This is a genomic window from Siphonobacter aquaeclarae (assembly GCF_900103285.1).
In the GTDB taxonomy this organism is placed as follows: domain Bacteria; phylum Bacteroidota; class Bacteroidia; order Cytophagales; family Spirosomataceae; genus Siphonobacter; species Siphonobacter aquaeclarae.
Window position 1 is genome coordinate 1 of record NZ_FNGS01000012.1, and the last position, 21,872, is coordinate 21,872.

19 protein-coding genes are annotated in these 21,872 nt (G+C 52.6%); 3 read left to right on the forward strand and 16 right to left on the reverse strand.

Annotation, left to right across the window (positions count from 1 at the left end; all coding sequences use genetic code 11):
• Window positions 1-122: 122 nt before the first annotated feature.
• A complete protein-coding gene (locus tag BLR09_RS23870; RefSeq protein WP_093208696.1) occupies window positions 123-452 on the reverse strand; it encodes an ArsR/SmtB family transcription factor in 330 nt (109 codons plus the stop codon).
• 728 nt (window positions 453-1,180) lie between these two features.
• Complete coding sequence (locus BLR09_RS23875) at window positions 1,181-2,398, reverse strand: site-specific integrase (RefSeq protein ID WP_093208699.1); 1,218 nt, start codon at window positions 2,396-2,398, stop codon at window positions 1,181-1,183.
• Between the two features lie 547 nt (window positions 2,399-2,945).
• Here BLR09_RS23875 and BLR09_RS23880 point away from each other — a divergent pair.
• A complete protein-coding gene (locus BLR09_RS23880) occupies window positions 2,946-8,759 on the forward strand; it encodes a DUF3320 domain-containing protein (RefSeq protein WP_093208702.1) in 5,814 nt (1,937 codons plus the stop codon).
• Window positions 8,760-8,881: 122 nt separating this feature from the next.
• Here BLR09_RS23880 and BLR09_RS23885 read toward each other — a convergent pair whose 3' ends face one another.
• Together BLR09_RS23885 and BLR09_RS23890 are read right to left on the reverse strand one after the other, a co-directional pair.
• The gene (locus BLR09_RS23885) at window positions 8,882-9,607 is read right to left on the reverse strand and encodes a YoaK family protein (RefSeq protein ID WP_093208704.1); all 726 of its coding nucleotides are present in this window, start codon (window positions 9,605-9,607) and stop codon (window positions 8,882-8,884) included.
• A 56-nt stretch (window positions 9,608-9,663) separates the two neighbouring features.
• On the reverse strand, window positions 9,664-9,981 hold the full coding sequence (locus BLR09_RS23890; RefSeq protein WP_218126709.1) for a winged helix-turn-helix transcriptional regulator: 318 nt from the start codon (window positions 9,979-9,981) through the stop codon (window positions 9,664-9,666).
• A gap of 101 nt (window positions 9,982-10,082) precedes the next feature.
• Between BLR09_RS23890 and BLR09_RS23895 the strand changes: the two genes are divergently transcribed.
• On the forward strand, window positions 10,083-11,141 hold the full coding sequence (locus tag BLR09_RS23895; RefSeq protein ID WP_093208707.1) for an NADH:flavin oxidoreductase: 1,059 nt from the start codon (window positions 10,083-10,085) through the stop codon (window positions 11,139-11,141).
• A 34-nt stretch (window positions 11,142-11,175) separates the two neighbouring features.
• Here the strand turns inward: BLR09_RS23895 and BLR09_RS23900 are convergent, their stop codons facing one another.
• Both BLR09_RS23900 and BLR09_RS23905 read right to left on the reverse strand, forming a co-directional pair.
• The gene (locus BLR09_RS23900; RefSeq protein WP_093208710.1) at window positions 11,176-11,808 is read right to left on the reverse strand and encodes an NAD(P)-dependent oxidoreductase; all 633 of its coding nucleotides are present in this window, start codon (window positions 11,806-11,808) and stop codon (window positions 11,176-11,178) included.
• A gap of 139 nt (window positions 11,809-11,947) precedes the next feature.
• The gene (locus tag BLR09_RS23905) at window positions 11,948-12,556 is read right to left on the reverse strand and encodes a HEAT repeat domain-containing protein (RefSeq protein WP_093208713.1); all 609 of its coding nucleotides are present in this window, start codon (window positions 12,554-12,556) and stop codon (window positions 11,948-11,950) included.
• 182 nt (window positions 12,557-12,738) lie between these two features.
• Between BLR09_RS23905 and BLR09_RS23910 the strand changes: the two genes are divergently transcribed.
• Window positions 12,739-13,857 carry a DUF4236 domain-containing protein gene (locus tag BLR09_RS23910; protein WP_093208716.1) on the forward strand — a complete coding sequence of 373 codons (1,119 nt, stop codon included), beginning with the start codon at window positions 12,739-12,741 and terminating at the stop codon, window positions 13,855-13,857.
• Between the two features lie 103 nt (window positions 13,858-13,960).
• On the opposite strand, the gene BLR09_RS23915 is transcribed toward BLR09_RS23910, so the two are convergent.
• From BLR09_RS23915 to ureB, 10 genes are all read right to left on the reverse strand, one after another.
• Complete coding sequence (locus BLR09_RS23915; RefSeq protein WP_176785657.1) at window positions 13,961-14,848, reverse strand: helix-turn-helix domain-containing protein; 888 nt, start codon at window positions 14,846-14,848, stop codon at window positions 13,961-13,963.
• A 64-nt stretch (window positions 14,849-14,912) separates the two neighbouring features.
• The gene (locus BLR09_RS23920; RefSeq protein ID WP_093208721.1) at window positions 14,913-15,806 is read right to left on the reverse strand and encodes an urea transporter; all 894 of its coding nucleotides are present in this window, start codon (window positions 15,804-15,806) and stop codon (window positions 14,913-14,915) included.
• A 16-nt stretch (window positions 15,807-15,822) separates the two neighbouring features.
• Entirely contained in the window at window positions 15,823-16,521 is a 699-nt protein-coding gene (locus tag BLR09_RS23925) for a hypothetical protein (RefSeq protein ID WP_093208723.1), read from the reverse strand.
• On the reverse strand, window positions 16,518-17,294 hold the full coding sequence (locus tag BLR09_RS23930) for an urease accessory protein UreD (protein ID WP_093208726.1): 777 nt from the start codon (window positions 17,292-17,294) through the stop codon (window positions 16,518-16,520). The genes BLR09_RS23925 and BLR09_RS23930 overlap by 4 nt, the downstream gene beginning before the upstream one ends.
• Complete coding sequence (ureG, locus tag BLR09_RS23935) at window positions 17,294-17,932, reverse strand: urease accessory protein UreG (RefSeq protein WP_093208728.1); 639 nt, start codon at window positions 17,930-17,932, stop codon at window positions 17,294-17,296. Before ureG ends, BLR09_RS23930 begins: the two co-directional genes overlap by 1 nt.
• Window positions 17,933-17,942: 10 nt before the next feature.
• Entirely contained in the window at window positions 17,943-18,641 is a 699-nt protein-coding gene (locus BLR09_RS23940) for an urease accessory protein UreF (RefSeq protein ID WP_093208731.1), read from the reverse strand.
• Entirely contained in the window at window positions 18,641-19,135 is a 495-nt protein-coding gene (gene ureE / locus BLR09_RS23945) for an urease accessory protein UreE (protein WP_093208733.1), read from the reverse strand. Before ureE ends, BLR09_RS23940 begins: the two co-directional genes overlap by 1 nt.
• Before the next feature lie 5 nt (window positions 19,136-19,140).
• Window positions 19,141-19,767 carry a hypothetical protein gene (locus BLR09_RS23950; protein WP_093208736.1) on the reverse strand — a complete coding sequence of 209 codons (627 nt, stop codon included), beginning with the start codon at window positions 19,765-19,767 and terminating at the stop codon, window positions 19,141-19,143.
• Window positions 19,768-19,787: 20 nt separating this feature from the next.
• Entirely contained in the window at window positions 19,788-21,497 is a 1,710-nt protein-coding gene (ureC, locus tag BLR09_RS23955; protein ID WP_093208738.1) for an urease subunit alpha, read from the reverse strand.
• Complete coding sequence (ureB, locus tag BLR09_RS23960; RefSeq protein ID WP_093208741.1) at window positions 21,494-21,871, reverse strand: urease subunit beta; 378 nt, start codon at window positions 21,869-21,871, stop codon at window positions 21,494-21,496. The genes ureC and ureB overlap by 4 nt, the downstream gene beginning before the upstream one ends.
• Between the last annotated feature and the right edge of the window lies 1 nt (window position 21,872).

A 21,872-nucleotide genomic window follows, 5' to 3' on the forward strand; every position in this document is an offset into this window, starting at 1 on the left:
GTTCGGCAATAGTACCGTATTTCTGCCGCACCACTTCTTTAATCTGATCCGCGTTTTCCATCGTGCTCTATTGGTTTAATGTAATATTACGATAAACAAGAACAAAAAAAGAGCCCCTCTCGCTAGCAGCAAGTAGAGGCACCCACATAAATATCAAAAAGTGAACCAAATGTCTGTCTAGCTTCTTCCCAAACAACCTCATTAATACAATAGCAAACCCGGGGCGGGTTGATCTCTCCTTTGATAATACCGATACGCTTGAGTTCCTTCAAGTGTTGGGAGACCGTCGCCTGCGCAAGAGGAAGTTCATCTACCAGGTCCCCACATACACAAGCTTTCTTTTGGGCCAGAAGCTGCAGGATAGCCACCCGAGCCGGATGCGCGAAAGCCTTCGCCAGATCAGCCACCCGGTTCTGTTGTTCAGTAAAGATCTCAGTCTTCGTAACTCCCATGTGACAAAGGTAAGACGAAAAATTGTTTATCGCAATATTACAATGAAAAATATGGATAATATAATGAAGAAGTGCCCGGGTTCAAAGCCCTGTTACGTGATAGACCAAAGAGCAGTGTTGCAAACACCTCTAATAAGAGTGCTTACGTTTTTGTCCCACAAGTATTCGTTCTCTTATGACGACTAGAACGGGGTAGGGCTTCGAGTTTCCTGATTTTTGAGCTGCTGCATGCCGAAAGGTCTTCATTGTCACCTAGCTCCTCCAACGCAGTCTTTTCGGAAATATGATTTGCATCGAGCCATGGGGTATAACGATCTTTGACAGTCTGTGTCCTTTTGAATGAATATCTTAAGCGGCGGTTGATAAAGCGCTTTTCATTGGCTAGTGAACCGAACGGACTGAAATTTTTGAAAATAATTTGTTGTACCTATGTTGTACCAGTCAAAATAGATGCATATTTAAATATCTGATTTTCAGTTGTTTATAACGTAAATATCCGAACACCTTTAAGGCTAACTACCTTATTGCGATGCGCATCGACTTTTGTCAGTATATCACGGAGATGCTATTTGAGCTACACAGGTGATGATGCCTCCGTGAATAATCTGATCGATTGTGCCGGTACTAAACAGATATACCAGACCAAAGGAAAAAGAGCACTATCATAGGGCAATTGAGCGATTGTATCTGAAAAGCTAAATGGGATAAAAATTTGAAGTTTAGAGAACTCATGTAGATCCAATTACTGCTTCCAGCGCTTCATCAGGGTCTTTGTATGTGAAGGCAGATTGGTACCCTATAGTTGTCCTGACATCGCTGTGTCGATATAATTTTTGAAGCATTTGAAGAGGTACTTTATCTCCAGCCAGCGTTGCAAATGTATGTCGTGCTAAATGCGTGGTAAGCTTGCCTTGTATCTGGGCAATAGGGGTGATATACTCCTGTAGCACTTTATTGCAACGATTGACCGCATAGGCAATTTTTCGTTTGATCTCGAAGGTATTTTTGAAATCCAGACCTTTCAGGTTCGGAAAGACCAAATCATCCGGTGCAGCTTTCAGCGGTTCATACTTTTTCAGGATGAGCTGCGCTTTTTCGGGAACCTTAAGCGACCCTACTTTATTGTTTTTGCCCATAGTGTAATGCAGTCGCTCGTTTTGAAAATCAGACCAACGCAGACGTAAAACGTCAGAAATGCGCATACCGGCGAAGTAAAAGGAGATGAGCCAGAGATTACGGGCGTGGTCATGGGTGGGGTTTGACAGTACTACGGTCTCCAATTTAACAACGTCTTCCAGGCTCACACCGATCTTGGAGCTTTCAGGTAGCTTAATGTTGATTTTGTCATCACCGCCAAAGGGATAGTACTTCTTATCAAGTACCCCCTCTTTAATGGCCTGGTTGAAAACAGCGCGGACCAGAATCAAGTAGTTCATCACAGTCCTGTCACGAATTTTCCTTTCAGCCTTCAGATACCGTCTGAATTTCTCCAGAAGGCCAACCGTAATATCCGAAAATGCAATGTCGTGTCCCCCCGCGAAATCTTTGAAAATTTTCAGACGACATTTTTCGGTGGCATATACGTTGAAATTTCCGGCTTCTCTCAGCCGATCCAGATACAATTGGGCTTGAGGCACAAAAGTTGCCCCGGTAACAGGCTTTACCTTACGCTTGATTGCCTTGACAGAGACATCGTCATTTTGCGTTTCGGCTTCGATGGATTTGTCGCTGGCTTCTGCTTTCTTTTTTAGGATGAAATTATTGAGTCGTTTCGAATTAGGGTGAGACGACTTGACTCGCTGCACCGCCGCATTCCATTCATCCTCTCTTAGATTGTGTCCAAGATGGATGAAGGATGTTTTTCTATCTTTGGTGATACGAAGTGCGAGGGGGAACAAGCCGTCTTTGTTTGCTTTTTTCCGCAGGACAACTTTGACCGTAGCCATGGAGGATGTTGTTCAGTGACATGCCAAAGCTAGGGAATTGGTACAACATAGGTACAACAATTCGTGTCTTTTTATGAAATTCGGTGAATTTGTTTGTTTCGTAAGTTTCAGTAAATCAGCAGTTTGATTTCATATCGGATCACATCGAACCAGTAAAAATAGGGTTCGAATCCCTTACTCTCTGCAACATGTGCCTGAAAAGTCCTGTTTACCGCCGGTAGACAGGACTTTTTGTTTTCCGGTGAAAAGCCCTCTGACTCCTGGTATATATCCTTTTTGATTCAGTCTTATAAATCGTAAGTTCTGGCTATTGTCGTTGATAATACGATACAATTTAGAAACGGACCCCGATAAATAGGGGGAAGAGCGAGGCCGGGATCTGCTATTTTTGATTGTAAAGGAAAGGGTGTAAGCCGCTGTATATATTCCCGGTAAACAGGAACGCTCTGCGCGTTTCCATACCTGTTGTATTCGACCGGTTATTCCACAAATTGCCTGCCGCTAAATTCCAATTTTACCTTTCGTCGCTCCGAAATTCAAATACCTTATGGAAGTGAAAGAAGCCGCCCCAATGCCTGTTATCAGTCTGCAGGTTCTTCCGTCTGTAAACTTTGCTCAGCAGCAAAACCACGTTCCGATCATACGGGAACTCATCCTGACGAATACAACAGCGCTGGAGTGGCAGGACATTGTGCTCGAGATCACTTCCGAATTTTCCAGTACACTACCCTGGCGGCAGTCGCTGCTTCAATTGCCGGCTGGAGCCAGCCACGCCTTTCATTCGTTTCCGCTTCAGGTGTCCGCGCAGTTTCTGGCGACGTTGACGGAGGCGACGACAGAGAGCCTGCGGATGACGCTGTCGGTCCGGGGAGAAATAATTCATACGCAGTATTCTCCGCTGACGGTTTTGGCCTTTGATCAGTGGGGTGGAGTCGGCCTGTTACCGGAAATGCTTGCCGCGTTCATTACGCCCAACCATCCGCAGATTCCCGGCATCATCCGGGCGGCTTCGTCCATATTACAGCGATGGACGGGCGATCCCTCCTTCGATGACTATCAGAGCCGTAATCCGGATCGCGTTCGCAAGCAGATGGCCGCTATTTATGAGGCGATTGCGGGCCTTCAACTGGTGTATTGCTCCGTGCCGGCCAGCTTCGAAGAGAGCGGGCAGCGTGTGCGACTGGCAGATACTATTTTCGGGCACAAACTCGCGAATTGCCTGGATATTTCACTTTTGTACGCCGCTTGTCTGGAGGCGGTAGGAATTCACTCACTGCTCGTCATCGTGAAAGGACATGCGTTTGCCGGCGGCTGGCTGGTGGATGAGTCATTTGCGGATACTGTCAATGATGATCCCTCTCTTATTACGAAACGAAGCGCACCCGGAATTGGTGAAATAGCTGTTGTCGAAGGAACCTGTATGAATGCGGGAAATACGCAGTCGTTTGACGAAGCAAGCCGTATCGCAGATCAGCGGCTGCTGCGTACAGACGACTTCGTGTTGTTTATAGATGTCAGGCGGGCGAGAATTAGCCGCGTTCGGCCGTTGCCGTTGCGCGTTCAGACGTCATCCGGCTGGGAAGTGCAGGAGGAGCACATCGCGACTCGACCGAGCATTTTGCCCGAGAAAATAGTGGCAGGTCCCAAACCTGAGTATGCGTCCGCAATTCCGGTGACGAAACAGCGCCTGTGGGAGCGGAAACTGCTTGATCTCACCCTCCGGAACAGTCTGCTCAACATTCGGACCAACCGCAGTATGGTCCAGTTTGCCACGTTCGATGTTAGCAAACTGGAAGATGCACTGGCTGATGGAGAAGAGTTTCAAATCCTGCAAAAGCCATCTGACTGGGACCATCCGCTGCGGGATTCCGGACTTTATCAGGTGCTGCATCAGTCGGATCCTGTCGCCGATCTGGTGGAGCACGAACTGGGCGAGCGGCGGATACGGACCTATCTGTCGGAGTCTGACCTCACAAACAGTCTGACCAATCTGTTTCGGTCCTCCCGGCTGTCTCTGGAAGAAAATGGCGCGAACACGCTTTTCATTGGACTGGGCCTTTTGCGTTGGTATGAAACAGATGCCAGCGAACGGCCGCGTTTTGCACCGGTACTGTTGATTCCTGTGGAAATTATCCGCAAGTCGGCTCAGAAGGGTTTTATCATCCGGAGCAGGGAAGAGGAGACAATTCTGAATATTACGCTGCTGGAAATGCTGCGACAGGATTTCGGAATCGTTTTGGGCGGTTTGGAGACATTACCCCGTGATGAGAGTGGGGTAGATGTAAAGGAGGTTTTTCGGGTAATCCGGCGAATCGTGATGGGCAAGCCCCGGTGGGAGGTGGAAGAACAGGCAGTTTTGGGAATCTTTTCGTTTAGCAAATTCATCCTCTGGAACGACATTCATCACAATGCAGCGGACCTGAACCGGCATCCGCTGGTGGCCAGTCTTGTTTCGGGAAAGCTGGAATGGACACCCGGTGAGCAGGAAGGAGTGGAGGCCATATCGGACAACCTGTTGCATCCGTCCTCTGTAGCCCTGCCTATCAGCACAGATTCTTCGCAGTTGCAGGCAATCCTTAGTTCCGCGTCCGGTAAAAGCTTCGTGCTTCACGGACCGCCGGGTACAGGAAAGTCTCAAACGATTACGAATATCATCGCACATGCGCTTTACACCGGTAAACGGGTTCTGTTTGTAGCCGCCAAAAAAGCGGCTTTGGACGTTGTTGAGAGCCGCTTGAATGCAATCGGTATCGGGCCGTTTTGCCTGGAACTTCATTCCAACAAAGCCAAAAAATCAGCTGTTCTTGAACAATTGAAGCAGACGGTTGAAATCACAAAAAGCGCAGCTCCGGAAAACTTCGCTTTCGAGGCGGAGCGACTGTTTGGTGTTCGGTCCGAATTAAATGGCTATGCGGAAGCGCTGCACGAACGCCAGGCATTCGGCTATTCGCTGTTTGACGCGTTTACCGCTTATGGCCTCCTGCCGTCCGGAGAGGACAAGGTATCTTTTGAAGAGAATGTTCTGGAACGGCTGGATGCCGCGCAACTGGCCACCTGGCAGGACCTGGCAGAGCAACTGCAGCAAGTTGGCTCATTGATCGGTCATCCGCTTGACCATCCTTTCCGCGGCGTCAGACTGGAACGGTATTATCCCCAGCTGAAACAGGAAGTACAACGTCTGATTGAAGATGTCCTTCGATTTGCCGCTCAATGTTCGGAACAGAGTTCTACTGTTCTCAGCATGCTCAAAATGGAGGGAACGACCATTACTCCGGAGCAACAGAGGCGGCTGGAGGAATTGGGGGCGCAACTTCTGCAAGCCGGAGATATCCCGTCGACGATGTTACAGGCAGAAGCGCTGGAACGAACTATGGCACAGGTTCTGGATTTGACAAATCACGGCAAAGAGCGGGACCGGCTGCGCACTCAGCTATTGCAGCGATTCCGTACAGAGGTACTGAAACTTCCGGCAGAACAATTGCTGAGTGAATGGCAACTGGCATCCCGCGAGTGGTTTTACCCGCGGTGGAAAAAGCAGAAGGAGCTGTTGAAACGGATCCGGAGTACCGACAAAACCGGAGCCGTAAGAAAGGAACAGGTGCCTGGGGTCCTGCAACATGTCATTGACTTTCAGGTTGAACAAACACTGCTGGACAAGGCCGCTTTCCTGCCGGCAACCGCAGGATTTCTTTGGCAAAACGGGGACTGTGACTGGGATGGATTGGCACGAATCGCCACGGCATTGATTTCATGCAACAGACTCGCCGGAAATCTTCTTACAAATGAGCAACTGAAAACATGGCGCAGCCGGCTTGCCGCAGAATTTTCGGAAGGGAGCAGGGGCTATATGATCGCTTGCGAAGGGGAATTGCGGAAGTACTCGAAGCTACAGACCCAATTCGCGGAGTCCACACGGGCGCTTGAAACATTGATGGGCCTTCCACCGGAAACACTGCGGCAACACGATGGGCTGAAACAACTGATCAGCGGGTGGCTTGAAAACCTGGACAAACTGAAAGACTGGCACAACTATGTGCTGGTGAGAGAGGCGGTACTGTCAGCCGGGCTGAGTCAGCTTCTGGCATCGTATGAGGATGGCAACATAACGTCAGAAGAAGTAGCACGTCAATTCCGGAGAGGATTTCTCCGGTCGACTGCCGATTATATTATCAACAAACACCAGGTATTGGCCACCTTTAACGGAGGACTTTTTGAGGAAAAAGTCAGGAAATTCCGGACTATAAGTAAGCAATTTGAAACCCTGACGCGCCAGGAGCTGTATGCCCGATTGTCTGCGGGGATTCCCTCCCTCCAGCAAGAGGCATCGCAAAGCTCAGAAATCGGAATGCTGCAACGCGCATTGCGCACGAACGGCAGGGCGATGTCCATCCGCAGAATTTTCGATCAGATGCCCCATTTGCTCCATCGTTTGAAGCCGTGCATGCTGATGAGTCCAATTTCCGTCGCCCAATATTTTGACGCCGCAAGCCCAAAATTTGATCTGGTCATTTTTGACGAGGCCTCGCAAATGCCAACGAGTGAAGCCGTAGGTGCGATCGCCCGGGGCCGTGCTGTCATAGTGGTCGGAGATCCCAAACAAATGCCGCCAACCAATTTCTTTTCCGGTTCGGCTATCGACGAGGACAACATTGAAAAAGAAGATCTCGAAAGCATTCTGGACGATTGTCTGGCCCTTTCCATGCCTTCCCGCCATTTGCTGTGGCATTACAGGAGCAAGCACGAAAGCCTAATAGCGTTCAGTAATGCAAAATACTATGAGAATCGCCTGCTGACATTTCCGTCGACAGACGATATCGTCAGTAAGGTTCGGCTTGTTCCGGTAGAAGGCTTCTACGATAAAGGACGAACCCGGCAAAATCGTTTTGAGGCCAAAGCGATCGTCGCCGACGTAGTAGCGCGTTTATCGGATCCGCGGTTGGCTGGTCGCAGCATTGGAATCGTTACCTTCAGTTCTGCTCAGCAAACACTGGTCGAGGATATGCTGACTGATGTATTCAAAGACCGTCCGGAAATCGAAAAACTGGCTCTCGAAAGAGAAGAGCCACTGTTTGTCAAAAACCTGGAAAATGTGCAGGGAGATGAACGCGATGTGATTTTGTTTTCGATCGGGTATGGACCGGACCAGGAGGGAAAGGTGAGCCTCAATTTCGGGCCGATCAATCGGGAGGGCGGATGGAGACGATTGAACGTTGCCGTATCCCGTGCCCGGTATGAGATGGTGGTATTTTCAACCCTGAAATCTGACCAAATAAACCTGAACCGGACGGGATCGGAGGGTGTAGCGGGATTGAAGGCTTTTTTAGCGTATGCGGAAAAGGGGATAGCCGCTTTGCCAATGACGCAATCAAATCCGTCCGGAAAAGAATCAGGAGCCTTTGAAAATCTGGTCGCCGAGGCGATACGAAAAATGGGATACGAAGTGCATACACAAATCGGGACCTCTGCTTTCAAAATAGATTTGGGAGTTGTTGATCCCGAAAGGCCTAAAACGTATCTCCTCGGCTTACTCACCGACGGTTACAATTACTACCAGGCTCATACGTCCAGAGACCGTGAGATTACGCAGCTGGATGTGTTGAAAATGCTCGGTTGGAACATTCATAAGATATGGGCGACCGAATGGTGGGACTCTCCGGGTAAGGTGCTTGCCGGTATCGAAGAGGCCCTGAAAAAGGCAGAACAGATGCGTCAGTCTGATCCTGAACCCCCTGTACTCAGTTCCGAACCGATTGCTGTCTTGCCGCAATCTTCTCAATCTTTTTCCGAAGTGAAGTCTTCCGGGCAGCCTTATATCGCTATCGAATTGCCTTCGGTTTATGACGCGTCGCCTGATGAATTTCTCTGGCCTCAGCACCGTAACCGGATTAAACAACAATTGAACGAGGTCATCAGCGCTGAGGCGCCCATCAGCGACGCGTTACTTCGGAAGAGGGTACTGAATGCCTGGGGAATAGCACGGCAGGGTATACGGATCAGCGCGCATTTTGACCTGCTGATTTCGGAGCTTGATCCGGCACATACACGACACGACGGGCGTACGTTTTTCTGGAGTCAGCCTCACGGCGCGACAAACTATACCGCTTTTCGGTATGCTTCATCAGACGAACTGAGAAGAGACGCGGAGGATCTTCCTCCCGAAGAAGTAGCAAATGCTATCGGCGAAATACTCCGGCAACAAATTAGTCTCGACAGAATGGACCTCGTCCGGGAAGTGGCCCGCCAATTCGGATTCAGCCGTGTCGGTACAAATCTTGTTCAGGCAGTGACGCTCGGGATCCGGCACGGAAGCAGAACCGGAATTTTGTCGCAGGAAGAGGATCGGATTGTTGGGAAGATATGAGGTAATGACGGGGCAATGACTTCTTGCCAATGCAAGCCTGTTGATTCCGGGAGTAGTATTGAACAATAGCTCTGAAAAAACTCCGGACACTGCCGCAGATTTACATCCCCTGAAAGAAGTAATTACCCGGTTTCGGTAAGCGAAGCGTGATGACGGATACGCCGGCGGAGGAGCTGCAGGCGTATCCGCGTGACGTCATATACCATCGCCAGGAGCAGCAGCGCCGCCGCAACATAGAGAACGGATAGGTCGAGAAGATGGAAAAGGTAGCCGCCGACCACACATCCCCCGAAAAAACAAAGAATGATCAGCAACCGGAGTTCGATACTCCGGATCAGACGCTTCCGGTCAAAAGCAGCAAAAAACAACCTCGACAACTCGATACCCAGGTCCGTAAAAAGGCCCGTCAGATGGGTGGTGCGGACAACGGCATTGGAAACCGACGTCACGAGCGCGTTCTGAAGTCCCATCGCAAAGAGCAGTACGCACGCAGTCCTGACATCCCGGCTCCCGGTCAGTACTACACCGGTCAGGCACGCGACTTCGATCAGAATCGGCACCACATGCCTGCGCTCGGGCCTTATGCGCTCGGTCAGTTGGACAGCCACCGCTGATACAAACGACCCCAGCAGAAAACAAAAAATATACGTGACGAACGCCAGAGCATGGGCAAAATTCTTTCGGACAAATTCCTCCGCGAATGAAGCAAAGTGCCCTGTAACGTTTGTCGTCATGACCGAGGTGGCCAGTAATCCCGTGATATTCACGATGCCTGCCACGAACGAAAGCACCGCCGCCAACCGAACGTTATGACTGAACCGCCTGTTTTTTCCTCTATGCCGGAACATACCTGACTCAAAATTGGAGAGCTGAAAATCTCTTTTGTATACAGGTAGAATAGTCTCTATGGATACTGTTCCACCCATTCCACAACCTCTCTCAGAATGGGTACCAACGCCAGCCCCTTCGCGGTCAGGCTGTATTCCACTCGCCGGGGAGAATCCTGGAATTCTTCCCGGCACAATATACCATCCGCTTCCAGCTCCTGCAGCGTACTCGTCAGTACTTTCCGGGATATCACCCCGATCATCGCCGCAATCTGGCCGAACCGCGCCTTGCGGTCCCGGAGTACCCAAATCACAATTGGTTTCCACTTCGTGCCCAGCACCGCCATCGAGCGCTGCATCGAACAATCCGCGTGTTTCAGCTTGTCTGTATTCATGATGAAAAGTGGTTACCGATTGGTTACTACTTTCGCACAAAGTTAGTTACAAAAAGAGACTAAAGACGGTTTATTTGGCATACAAATCCAAAAATATCGATATGAGTTATTCATCGCTTTTCGTCCCTTTTGAATACAAAAACCTCGTCCTGCGGAACCGCCTCGTGATGGCGCCGATGACGCGCGCACAGTCGCCCGACGGCGTACCTACGCCGCAAGTTGCTGATTATTATGAGCGCAGGGCCGCGGCAGAAGTCGGGCTCATCCTGACAGAAGGGACGGTGATCAACCGTCCGGCATCCAAAAACCAGAAGGACATTCCGAATTTTTACGGAGAAGCGGCACTCGGCGCCTGGAAGCAGGTCGTGGATCAGGTAACGGCGCAAAACGGCGCCATCGCACCGCAGATCTGGCACGTCGGCAACTCGCCCTACGGCTGGACGCCGCCGGTTCCCTTCGAGAGTCCGGATACCATGTCCCTGGAAGATATTCACCAGACCATCGCCGCCTTTGCCGATGCCGCTCGCTCGGCGAAAGCCCTCGGTTTTCACGCGTTGGAGCTGCATGGCGCGCACGGATACCTCATTGACCAGTTTTTCTGGGAGAAAACCAACAACCGTACCGATGAATACGGTGGCAGGACCCTGAAAGAGCGCTCCCGTTTCGCTGTCGACGTCGTGAAGGCAGTCCGTGCGGCGGTCGGCCCGGATATGGTCATTATCCTCCGCCTCTCGCAGTGGAAGGGCCAGGATTACGAGGTAAAACTCGCCCGGACGCCCCTGGAGCTGGAAGACTGGATACTTCCCCTGGCGGAAGCCGGCGTCGATATCTTTCACGGATCCCAGCGCCGCTACTGGACGCCGGAGTTTGATGGTTCCGACCTCAACCTCGCCGGCTGGTTCAAGAAGGTAACCGGACTGCCGAGCATTACCGTGGGGTCTGTCGGGCTTGCCTCTGACGTTACGCATGCTTTTCGCGGTGAAGGCTCGGCCCATGCTGATCTGCGCGAAGTGGTGCGGCGCCTGGAGCGGGGAGATTTCGACCTCGTGGCCGTCGGGCGGCAGCTTCTCCAGGATCCCGAGTGGGTGCAGAAGATCCGCGAGGAACGGTTTGATGACATACGTTCCTTCGAAGCGACCAGTTTAGGCGTCTACTACTGAAAAAAAGCCGACCCCACAACGGGGTCGGCTTTTTTTAGGCATTCGCCAGAAACGGCGCCTGCCTCACATATGCTGGATCAAATAACTGATCGGCGAGAAAGCGGGCGAGGCTCGTTACGCTGACAGCATCTCCCGGGCAATCATGCAGGGAAGCGACAACCGGCGGCGCAGCATCCGTCAGTTCAATCAACGGGAGGCGAACCAGTGTCCAGTCGGCTGAACTTTCAGTAAGAAGCTTGTATTCCAGCTGTTTATCTGCCGTTGAGACTGGAAAAGTGCGCTGCATCCAGGCTGTGCCGGCGGCAGTAGCCTGGCTTTTGATGTCGCCCGGAGTATCTACATTGAGCCCGGTCGTAAGCACATACCGCCGGATTCCCGTTTCCTGCATCGCTTGGAGCACATGCCGGGTAGACTGACTGAAAATGATAGGTTCACTTGGAGGCTGTCCAAGCCCAAGAGTACTGACGACGGCGTCACAACCACTCAGCAAGCGGTACAGGGCGTCAGGTTCCGTCACATTACCGAGGACGGTTTCGACGTTCATTACCGGGTGCGGACGGCGCAGGAGTAAACGAAGGGAAAAAGAACGGCGAAGGAGTTCTTCAACGAGGTATGTGCCGGACTTACCGGTTCCGCCGATGACGGCTATTTTGAAGGAAGTAGTCATGCTTTTCTTTCTGAAACGGAGACAGGAAATCTGTTTCCGGTGGGTTCGCTACCGGAAGCAGGAGAAAAAGGGCGTCAATATGTCAGAAAGAGAGCCGAATGAGACAAAGATAGGATTCAGCCCGGAGGAAAACCCTGTGCTATCCTGATTTTTCGACCAGTTTCCGTGTCAGGTGCGTAAGCGGGTTTTGTGTATCCCAGCGGGCAACTTCGGCGTCGACCAGTTCCGGAAACTTCCGCCGGATATCCCGAAGCGCATTGCCTACCGATTTCCGCAGGTACTCGCTGGGGTCGGCATGATGGGCGCCGATCATCGCAACCGCCACATCCGGATGATCGCGGAAGTAGGGTCTTGAGGTCCAGATACGGAGGCCTTCAACCACGGCCCGCTTGCGGTTGGGCTCTTCGCTGGCCAGCCATTCCCGGAAGAGGGGAAGCGCCTGCTCGTAGCCGGTGTCTTTGCCATATTGATCGAGGGCTTTGGCGAGCATTTCCTGTACCCGCCAGTCGGAGTCTTTCGCTACAACGGTCCGGAGTACCTCCATCGCTTGAGGGTTATCCGACGAAATTCGCCCAAGCAGGTGTACCGCAAGCATACGCGCCTGATACCGTGGGTCTTTGAGCAATGCTGTAGCCAGGGCTGGTACGTCAGGTCGCTGCAGCAGGGCGTCGCCGGCTTCCTGCACGTGTTTGAAGCCGTGTTCGATTTGGGAAAGGCGGTCGAGGAGTTCGGTGAGAATTTCTGTCACATGAAAGGTTTTTGGGGGAAGTTAGTGGATTTAAGTAACTGGATTAATGTGCGGAAGAGATAACCAAATAGTTCTCTCCCCTATAAACAGGGGTAGACTCTTTTTAGTCCACTTTATCTTTGATTATCTAACCGCCATGTTAACTGACAGATTCATGAATTAACCATCCAACTAAAACGAATATGGCCTGGAGTTTTCGCAAACGTATCAAAATTATCCCTGGAGTACATCTCAACGTCAGTAAAAGCGGGATTTCAACATCTATAGGTGTTAGAGGAGCAAGTATCACAGTAGGTAAGAATGGTACGTTCCTGAATACCAGCATTCCCCAACTCGGTCTGTACAATCGGCAACAGCTTTCAGACGGCCGGAGACTGCCATCTCCCAATCCAGTCTTTGAGGAAGTTGAATCTGAGGGCAGAGGAAATATTTTCAGCGCGGATGTTCAGGAGATTACCACTGAGGGAATGGAGGGCATTAAGGAGGCTATCTTGCTTGCCGGCCAGCAGAGAGACGAACTTCACAAGGACCTGAGAAAAGTAAAATCTCAGCTTACATTTTCCCTAATAAAGCGAAGTGCCAGCTTCCTGCTTGGGTACGGGCTAATCTGGAAACAAATACCGCAACGCCTCAAGGAAGATACCGAAGCACAACGGGATGCCATTCGTCAAATACGGGAGCAGATTGCCAACTCGTATGTCCCGCTGGACGTTGACTTTGACTCCGAAACGGAGCAGCTATTCGAGCGGGTAGTCGCCTCTTTCGGCAAACTCATGACCTCCCGGAAAATTTGGGACGTCACGAGTGCGCATTATCAAGACCGTGTTAAAACACGGTCATCGGCCAGTACAATTGTAAAAAAAAGAGAGATACGCTTCAGCGCTGATAGCCTGCCTTTCATCCGTTCAAATTTTCAGGTACTTTGCTTCAGGAACGCTAACGGAGGTGACTTATATTTTTATCCCGGTTTTATTGTTATGTATTCGGGAGTCAAGCGCTTCGCGGTAATCAGCTTTGACGAGCTGATCTTTAGCTTCAGAGCTATCAGCTTTACAGAAACCGGTTCTGTTCCCGCCGATTCGCGTGTAATGTACCACACCTGGGCTAAGGTTAACAAGAATGGTACAAGAGACAAACGATTCAAAGCAAATTATCAGATTCCGGTAGTCAGATATGGTGAAATAGCTCTGAAAACGGCTACCGGACTAAATGAAGAATATGAATTCAGCAACTACGAATACGCCGAAGATTTCAGTCGGGCGCTGAAAGCCTATCAAACAAGTACCAAAGGCAGAGGTTAGGAAATTTTTCAGGATAACGCGAATAATATCGTTAATGTGTGAAACCTGACGAAAATTTTCGACAGGATGAACAAGGCATTTGTTTTGTTTCATCCTGCCATACCTAAAATATCTTCTTCCTGTACGCCGACGGCGGAATGCCGGTTATCTTCTTGAAAAGCCGGGTAAAATGTGAAACCGACTGGAAATTAAGCTCATAGGCAATCGAGGAAATGTCCTTGCCGATGTTTTGCAGCAATACCTGGCTGTATTGTACCGTCGTTTCGTTGAGCCACTGTTTGGGTGCCTTGCCGGTCGTTTCCTTGATGCACTTGCAGAGATAATTCTCCGAAATGGACAGTTCGTCGGCATAAAACTGAACTTCCTTGTGTACCTGGTGATGGGTCTGAATGAGTTCCTTGAACTGCTGGGTAATCCGGGATTTGCGGGAAACCAGCGCCGTCTTCGTATGCTGGTTGTCGAGGTGAACCAATGTCGTGAGAATGTTCTGAAACGCCAGGCAGGGGATTTCAATATTGCGGTTTTCGACTGCCTGAAGGCGTTGTTCGAGGGTTTCGAACAACTGCATCATCCAGGGGTAATACTCCTTGCGCAGGGAGACGAAGGGAGAGGTCAGCGTAAAAAACGTCGGCGGAGTATTCAGCAAAACATGGTCAAAAACAGTGTTTTCGCAGGCCAGAAAAAAGCCTTCCGCATCGGGCGAAATTTCGAGCGTAGCAGTGATACTTCCTTGCCGGATGAGCAGCATGGAGCCGGGCTCGAGCTGAAACTCCGAGACACCCAGGTGCTGCCGGATATGTCCTTTCGTAACGAAAAGCAGGAAATTGAAAGTCGTCTTATACGGCAGCACAGGGATCAGGATGCTGCGCAGGTAGTTTTCGATGCGGTAAAGCTGCAACTCCATGTCGTTGAGCATTACCTCCGTTGACAGCCCGAAAAGAAAGAGCTTCTTGTAGTCAAAATTGGAAATCACCTTTACTGCCGCGCTCATAATATGCATTCATTCTAATGTGGAAACATACTGGATGTCAGGGTATTCAGTTGTCCTGCCCGGTTCAGGAAGCCGCAAAATGCCTGTCTGCAAGCTTCTTTAACGGCAGGGTGAGCCAGGAGCCCAGAACGAACGGAAACGTCAGTACGCCGCCGGCGCGTGTCAGAATGGAAAAGTCGGACTTCAGGAGGAAAATGTCAATTAATGTCGCCAGTACTACCGCAATCAGTACCAGCACGCCGTCTATCCGGCGGGTTCCTGAGAAGGTAATGGCGCACAGTACGGCATTGAAACTGAAGAGGCCCATCCGGATCTGCGGCATCGGTTCTGAAAAGCGGACAGAGATTGCCGCCGCCAGAATAGACCCCGCCAACCCGTACAAAGCCGCCACCGGATTGCTGACGAAAACCGCCACGAAAAACAGAAGTCCCGCAAAGAAGCTACCCTGGAAAATGACTTCGCCGAAGCCGTTGGTTGAAGTCGTAAAATCACTCGGATCGCTCAGATCTGCCGGCGCCAGCAGGGACGACGACGGTGGATATCCGGTAAACTTATGTAGCAGAAAAACCAGCGCCCACGTCACGACGATAAACGGAAACGTAAAGACAGGAACCTTCCGGACAATGAAAAAATGCTGCAGCACAGCCGCCATCGCCGCTCCGGCTATCACCAGTACCCACACGATGCCGTTGGCGGCAAACAGAAACGTCAGCGCAACGCCCACCAGCGCCGGACTGAAACCGTATAACCCCATCCGTATCTCCTTGTCGTCATAGCCGAGCAGCCGGGCCGTCAGCGTGCCGGTTACCGTTCCGGCAAGCGCGGCCAGGCCCATCTGGACATCGCCGTAAAAAATACCGATGAGAAACAGCAGTCCCGTCCACGCGTTTTCCTGCAACATGATCTGACCGATGCCATTGAGCACGGCCGTTAAAAAGGGGGGAGTTTGGTTGTTCATGAGGTTCAAGGTGAAATTACCAGCCGAGGAACGTGATACCGGCGCCGCAAAGGGTGACGACGGCGCCGCTGATGACATGCATGTACCGTTCAAGTACTTCTGTCCGGAAAAAACGGACGCCGTACAGGCCGATCAGCACCATCGTCAGCATCGTCAGAATGGTACAAAGTGTGAATACAGTAATCAGGACGCCGATTTCGAGGGTAGAACGGTGCGCGCCAGAATAGAACAGCAGCGGAATGAGTGGTTCGCTCGGTCCCATGACGAAAATGGCAAACAGTACCCAGGGTGTTACACGTTTCCGGCTTCCCGGCATGACAAATTCTCCATGCCGGTGCTCATACACGTACACCTCTTCGCCCAGTACATCGAAATGTTTGTGGGGCCGGTTCAGCCACACCGACCGGATACCATAGGCGAAATAAGCCAGTCCGAACAGGAAAAGCGCCCACCCGGCCACGTTGCCGCGGTACCCCTGAAACCACTCGATCCGGTCGAGCTGCCATCCCAGAAAAACACCCAGCAGGCCCAGCAAAACAGAGCTCAGTACATGGCCGATTCCGCAGACGGTTGTCAGCAAAACGGTATAGGCAAGACCCCATTTCCGCGAACGCGCCAGGACGATGAACGGCAGGTAATGGTCGGGGCCCGTTGCCGTATGGGCGATACTGATCGTAACTGCCGTCAGGATCAGCGCGAGTAAGGTCGGTGTCATAGGTCCCAGATAATGTCGCGTATGCGTTCAAAACAACGGTGCAACTGCTCCCCGCCCGGCCCCAGTATCCGGAGCACAAAGCCGGGATAGCGGGTGGCGGAGATACCGAACGTAATACCCGCTTCGGTGACGAGTTCGTCATGCAGCCGGTCGAGCAGGGTGCCGTCGTCTTCCTGACCCAGGCAAATCAGCGTACCCTGGTGTGTGTATCCTTCGAGCAGACCTATCTCGGTCAGCGGCATGGCTGCCGGAATAAGCACCACGTTGTCTTTCAGCAACAGCGTCCCGTCTGGCGTCACGACTTCGACCAGGTTCTGAAAACGCGTATACTCAAAGCGTTCCCCCGAAAGTTTACGCCCGCAGGTGATGATTTCGCCGAGGAGAAACCGGGCCCCGGGATGCAGCTCGACCCGCGTTTTGCTGATAAAAGTCGAATCCCGGTGCGGAACAACCGGATAGGGAACGTAAGCAAAGTCGGAGCCGGGAGCCAGCGTGATGGTCATCTCCTGCGTCGCCCGGGTATTCATCGTATACAGGCGCTGGTACGACTGCGCCTCCAGCCGGAGGCGGGCATGCGCGTCGAGGTCAAACCGCACATCGTAGTGATCGCCGTCCAGAATACCCGGCGACACACTCATCAGCATCAGGTGCAGGGCATTATCCGCGGCATACTGACCTACCGGCATGGCACGGAAGGGCTTGCCGGCGAAGATATCCCGGGCATAGGAGCGGCCGTTTTTATGGCCGACGGTGACGTGGAGCCGGCACTGCATCAGCGGACAAGGGCGGGTTCGTCCACTTCCTCCAGCAAGGCATACTTCCGTATCCAGCCAATCACGCTGTCGAGTCCTTCCATACTCATGAGGTTGGAGAAGACAAACGGCTGGCCTTTCCGCATGCGCCGGGCATCCTGCTCCATGATCTCCAGGCTGGCGCCGACGTAGGGGGCGAGATCGATCTTGTTGATCAGCAGCAGGTCGGAGCGGGTAATACCGGGACCGCCCTTCCGAGGGATTTTCTCTCCTTCCGCTACATCGATGACAAAAATCGTGACGTCTGCCAGGTCGGGACTGAACGTTGCCGACAGGTTATCTCCGCCGCTTTCAATCAGAATCAGTTCTACATCCGGAAACCGGCGGACAAGCTCGTCTACCGCCTCCAGGTTCATGCTGGCATCTTCCCGGATAGCGGTGTGCGGGCAACCCCCGGTTTCCACGCCGATGATCCGCTCCCGGGGCAGGAGGCTGTTTTTCGCCATGAATTCGGCGTCTTCCTTCGTGTAGATGTCGTTGGTGATGACGGCCAGGTCGTAGTCCTGCATCATCCGGCGGGAAAGGCGCTCAAGGAGAGCGGTTTTCCCGGAGCCGACCGGTCCGGCGACTCCCACTTTTACATATTTGCGGTCTTTCATGTTGTTGTGTTCAGGACATGTACAGGCGGGAGTACAGTCGCTCGTGTTGCATGCAGCGGATATCAAAGGCGATCGGGCACAGGCCGATCAGGTCGGGATCCAGCGAGCCGGATTCTTCCGTCAGCGTACGAAGCAGCGGCTGGAGATCGAACAGGATATCCTGCCCGTCGAGCTGCCCGAGCGGAACGAGTTTGACGCCGTTTGTCACCATACCTACTGCTGCATTGTAGTAAAAGGAATACAGTGCTTCGGGTAGGGGAATACCTAGTTGCCAGGCATACAGCCCGAAGACGATGCAATAGTGCCCTTCCGCCTGCTTGCCTACTGCTGCTTCAAAAGCGGAAGTAATGTCTGACGAATACCGTCTCCGGAAAATCTTGATCAGCCGAACGCCGAGTTTCTGGCTGGCTTCCCGGATTTCCCGTGCGCATTTAAGAGCTGAACATTCCTGATCGAGACGGATGAGTTTCGCCACGTCGCCAACAGTTGCCGCTTCATACGCCAGGCGCATGAAAGCAGCGTCGTTGTATTTCAGGTTATACTGCAGCATGTGTTCGGCAAACGCCCGAAGGCTTGCCGCACTTGTCACAATACCGGCCTGCACATAGGTTTCCAGTCCGTTGGAATGGGTATACCCGCCGATCGGCAGGGTAGGATCGGAGAGGTGCAGCAGGCTCCCCAGGTAGCGGGTGGCGGTTCGGCCGGACATCAGTTACTTCCCAGGTTCAGGATGCGGGAAAAGAGCGAAGGCCCCCCTCCGTGTGCATGCGGTTCGACATTGGATTTCAATAGGTTACGAAGCTGTCGTTCGGCTTTTTCAGGACGATAGCCGGAAGCTTCGAGCCAGCGGAACATAGGATCTTCATACGGCATCAGTACCTCGTCTTCCTGGATGAACAGCGGCAGGTGTTTGTTCCCGATCTCGTAACAGACCGTACCCATTTCAAGCAGGGACTGAGGGCGCAGCACGATGGCGTCGCACGGCCGGATGTGTACAGCGACAAGGCGTTGCGTATCCCGGACGAGGACGTCATCCTGTTTCAGGCGCTGCCCTTCTTTCAGGAGACGAATAGCCAGTTCCACCCCGCCATTGCTCTTTTTCCGCTGAATACGCCGGGTTGTTTCGTACCATTCCAGTTCAAGCCAGTCGGTTTCCAGACCGGGCCATTCGCTGCGGGTTCCGATGATTGCTTCTACCAGCATAGGGGTTAATCGTGCCGTTTCCGGAGTGAAAAATTCTTGGAGATACCTGTTCCGAAGGTTGCGCCGCTGAGTCCGGCTACGAAGTCATGCTGCGCGCCCTGGCCTTTGGCTTTGGTCGTCAGCATCGATAGCTCGCCGAACTTGAACTTCAGAGCCCAGCCCTTACCCAGCAGTACGCCCAGCATAGGATAGGCGCGGAGGCGATAGCCCTGGTAGGCAGTAAGGTCGCCCGAGGGTACCCCGGGCGATCGCCCCCACACATAATGCGCATCTACCTGGGCGATGAGCAGAAAATGCTCCCCGATCTGTTTTGAAGGACTGTACCAGAACCCCACTTCCTGTTGCTGAAAGGCGAGCTGCCCCGCCGCATCTTTGTTGCGCGCAAACGCCATGTTGATGCCGATCAGGTTGTTGTTGTCGATGAAATACCCGATTCCCACCGGAATACCGGCGTTCGGACTGGTACTGAAGCTGCTGCTGTTGTTTTGCGGAGCGCTGGTTTTGGAATAGTCTAGCGATCCATAAATCATCAGCTGGCCTTTGGGGCCGTCGTCGGCCCGGGTCTGGGCAGCTCCCTTCCCGGCAAGCAGGAAGAAGAGCAGCCAGACCGGAGCAGTTTTGAGTGAAAACATGCGTCGGGAAAGGATAAAGATCAGAAAAGGAAATACCGCTGGGCCAGGGGCAACTCGGTAGCGGGCTCGCAGGTGATGTGCTCGCCGTCGACCGTCACTTTGTAATTTTCCGGGTTGACTTCGATCTCCGGTGTCTGGTCGTTGTGAATCAGGTCCTGCTTCGAAATACTCCGGCAACCGGCTACCGGCAGTACCATCTTTTCGAGGCCGTATTCCTGTACAATACCTTTTTCGATGGAGACTGCGGAGACGAACGTCGCACACGTCCGCAGACGGGCTTTACCCAGTGCCCCGAACATGTTTCGGTAAATAATGGGCTGCGGGGTAGGGATAGACGCGTTGGCATCTCCCATTTTGCTGGCGATGATCATCCCGCCCTTGATGATCATTTCGGGCTTCACGCCGAACATCGCCGGCTTCCACAGTACGAGATCGGCCATTTTGCCTTTTTCGACGGAACCTACATACGCTGAAATTCCGTGGGCAATCGCCGGGTTGATGGTGTACTTCGCGACGTACCGCTTCGCCCGGAAATTATCGTTACCGGTTTCCTGCGGGAGCGGTCCGCGTTGCTGGCGCATCTTGCTGGCTGTCTGCCAGGTGCGGGTGATGACTTCTCCAACCCGGCCCATCGCCTGGGAATCAGAACTCATAATCGCAAAGACACCCATGTCCTGCAGAATATCCTCGGCCGCAATCGTTTCCGGCCGGATACGGGAGTCGGCAAACTTCACGTCTTCCGGAATACTCTTGCTCAGGTGGTGGCAGACCATGAGCATATCCAGGTGCTCGTCGATGGTATTGACGGTGTAAGGACGCGTCGGGTTGGTCGAAGCCGGCAGCACATTTTTATACATCGCCGCTTTGATGATATCCGGCGCGTGTCCGCCTCCGGCTCCCTCCGTGTGAAAGGTATGGATGACGCGCCCGTCGATCGCCGCCATCGTATCCTCCAGAAATCCTGCTTCGTTCAGGGTATCAGTGTGGATAGCTACCTGTACGTCATAGGCATCGGCGACGGTCAGCGAGGCGTCGATTACGGCGGGGGTAGCGCCCCAGTCTTCGTGAATTTTCAGCCCGAGCGCCCCTGCTTCGATTTGCTCAACCAGCGGGCCTGTCGTCGAACAGTTGCCTTTTCCGAAGAAACCGAGGTTGACCGGTAAGTCTTCTGCCGCTTCGAGCATTTTGCGGATGTTCCATTTTCCCGGGGTAACCGTCGTCGCATTCGTGCCGTCGGCCGGCCCGGTACCGCCGCCGATCATGGTAGTCACGCCGCTGAACAGTGCCGTTTCAACCTGCTGAGGGCAGATAAAGTGGATGTGGGTATCGATCCCTCCGGCTGTGAGGATGTAGCCGTTGCCGCCGTGTACTTCCGTTGCGGCACCGATAATCATGTCGATACCGTCCATCGTATCGGGGTTACCGGCCCGGCCGATGCCGACAATCTTGCCGTCCCGGATGCCGATATCGGCTTTGACAATGCCCCAGTGGTCAATGATAATCGCGCCGGTGATGCAGAGGTCGAGAACGCCCTGATCGCGGAGGGCTGTCGCGTTCTGGCCCATGCCGTCGCGGACGGTCTTGCCGCCACCGAACTTGACTTCATCGCCCGGATTCGCAAAGTCTTTTTCGATTTCGACGATGAGTTCGGTATCCCCGAGGCGGATCTTGTCACCGGCTGTGGGGCCCAGAATATTCGCGTATTGCGTTCTTTTTACGTGGAGACTCATTTTTGCGGGACGTTTTTGAAGCCACGGAGGCCGGATTGAAACAAAGCGCTATTGGAATCGGCTGTTCCGGAGGTGGAGCCGTCGACGAGGTTATTGAAACCGATCGTACGCTGCAGGCCGCCGAAGGCAACCAGCTCAACTTCCTTCTCTTCTCCGGGCTCAAACCGGACCGCAGTACTTGAAACGATGTTCAGGCGCATGCCGAAGGCCTTTTCCCGGTCGAACTGCATGGCTTTGTTCACTTCGAAAAAATGAAAGTGGGAACCTACCTGAATGGGCCGGTCGCCCGTGTTAACAACCGTAAGCCGGACCGTCCTGCGGCCTTTGTTGCAGACGATCTCGCCGTCTTTGACGAAAATTTCTCCTGGGATCATG

What these genes read in the sequence shown, in the direction of transcription:
- BLR09_RS23870 (WP_093208696.1), bottom strand. Translation starts at nt 452, where the DNA reads ATGGGAGTTACGAAGACTGAGATCTTTACTGAACAACAGAACCGGGTG.
- BLR09_RS23875 (WP_093208699.1), bottom strand. Translation starts at nt 2,398, where the DNA reads ATGGCTACGGTCAAAGTTGTCCTGCGGAAAAAAGCAAACAAAGACGGC.
- BLR09_RS23880 (WP_093208702.1), top strand. Translation starts at nt 2,946, where the DNA reads ATGGAAGTGAAAGAAGCCGCCCCAATGCCTGTTATCAGTCTGCAGGTT.
- BLR09_RS23885 (WP_093208704.1), bottom strand. Translation starts at nt 9,607, where the DNA reads ATGTTCCGGCATAGAGGAAAAAACAGGCGGTTCAGTCATAACGTTCGG.
- BLR09_RS23890 (WP_218126709.1), bottom strand. Translation starts at nt 9,981, where the DNA reads ATGAATACAGACAAGCTGAAACACGCGGATTGTTCGATGCAGCGCTCG.
- BLR09_RS23895 (WP_093208707.1), top strand. Translation starts at nt 10,083, where the DNA reads ATGAGTTATTCATCGCTTTTCGTCCCTTTTGAATACAAAAACCTCGTC.
- BLR09_RS23900 (WP_093208710.1), bottom strand. Translation starts at nt 11,808, where the DNA reads ATGACTACTTCCTTCAAAATAGCCGTCATCGGCGGAACCGGTAAGTCC.
- BLR09_RS23910 (WP_093208716.1), top strand. Translation starts at nt 12,739, where the DNA reads ATGGCCTGGAGTTTTCGCAAACGTATCAAAATTATCCCTGGAGTACAT.
- BLR09_RS23915 (WP_176785657.1), bottom strand. Translation starts at nt 14,848, where the DNA reads ATGAGCGCGGCAGTAAAGGTGATTTCCAATTTTGACTACAAGAAGCTC.
- BLR09_RS23920 (WP_093208721.1), bottom strand. Translation starts at nt 15,806, where the DNA reads ATGAACAACCAAACTCCCCCCTTTTTAACGGCCGTGCTCAATGGCATC.
- BLR09_RS23925 (WP_093208723.1), bottom strand. Translation starts at nt 16,521, where the DNA reads ATGACACCGACCTTACTCGCGCTGATCCTGACGGCAGTTACGATCAGT.
- BLR09_RS23930 (WP_093208726.1), bottom strand. Translation starts at nt 17,294, where the DNA reads ATGCAGTGCCGGCTCCACGTCACCGTCGGCCATAAAAACGGCCGCTCC.
- ureG (WP_093208728.1), bottom strand. Translation starts at nt 17,932, where the DNA reads ATGAAAGACCGCAAATATGTAAAAGTGGGAGTCGCCGGACCGGTCGGC.
- BLR09_RS23940 (WP_093208731.1), bottom strand. Translation starts at nt 18,641, where the DNA reads ATGTCCGGCCGAACCGCCACCCGCTACCTGGGGAGCCTGCTGCACCTC.
- ureE (WP_093208733.1), bottom strand. Translation starts at nt 19,135, where the DNA reads ATGCTGGTAGAAGCAATCATCGGAACCCGCAGCGAATGGCCCGGTCTG.
- BLR09_RS23950 (WP_093208736.1), bottom strand. Translation starts at nt 19,767, where the DNA reads ATGTTTTCACTCAAAACTGCTCCGGTCTGGCTGCTCTTCTTCCTGCTT.
- ureC (WP_093208738.1), bottom strand. Translation starts at nt 21,497, where the DNA reads ATGAGTCTCCACGTAAAAAGAACGCAATACGCGAATATTCTGGGCCCC.
- ureB (WP_093208741.1), bottom strand. Translation starts at nt 21,871, where the DNA reads ATGATCCCAGGAGAAATTTTCGTCAAAGACGGCGAGATCGTCTGCAAC.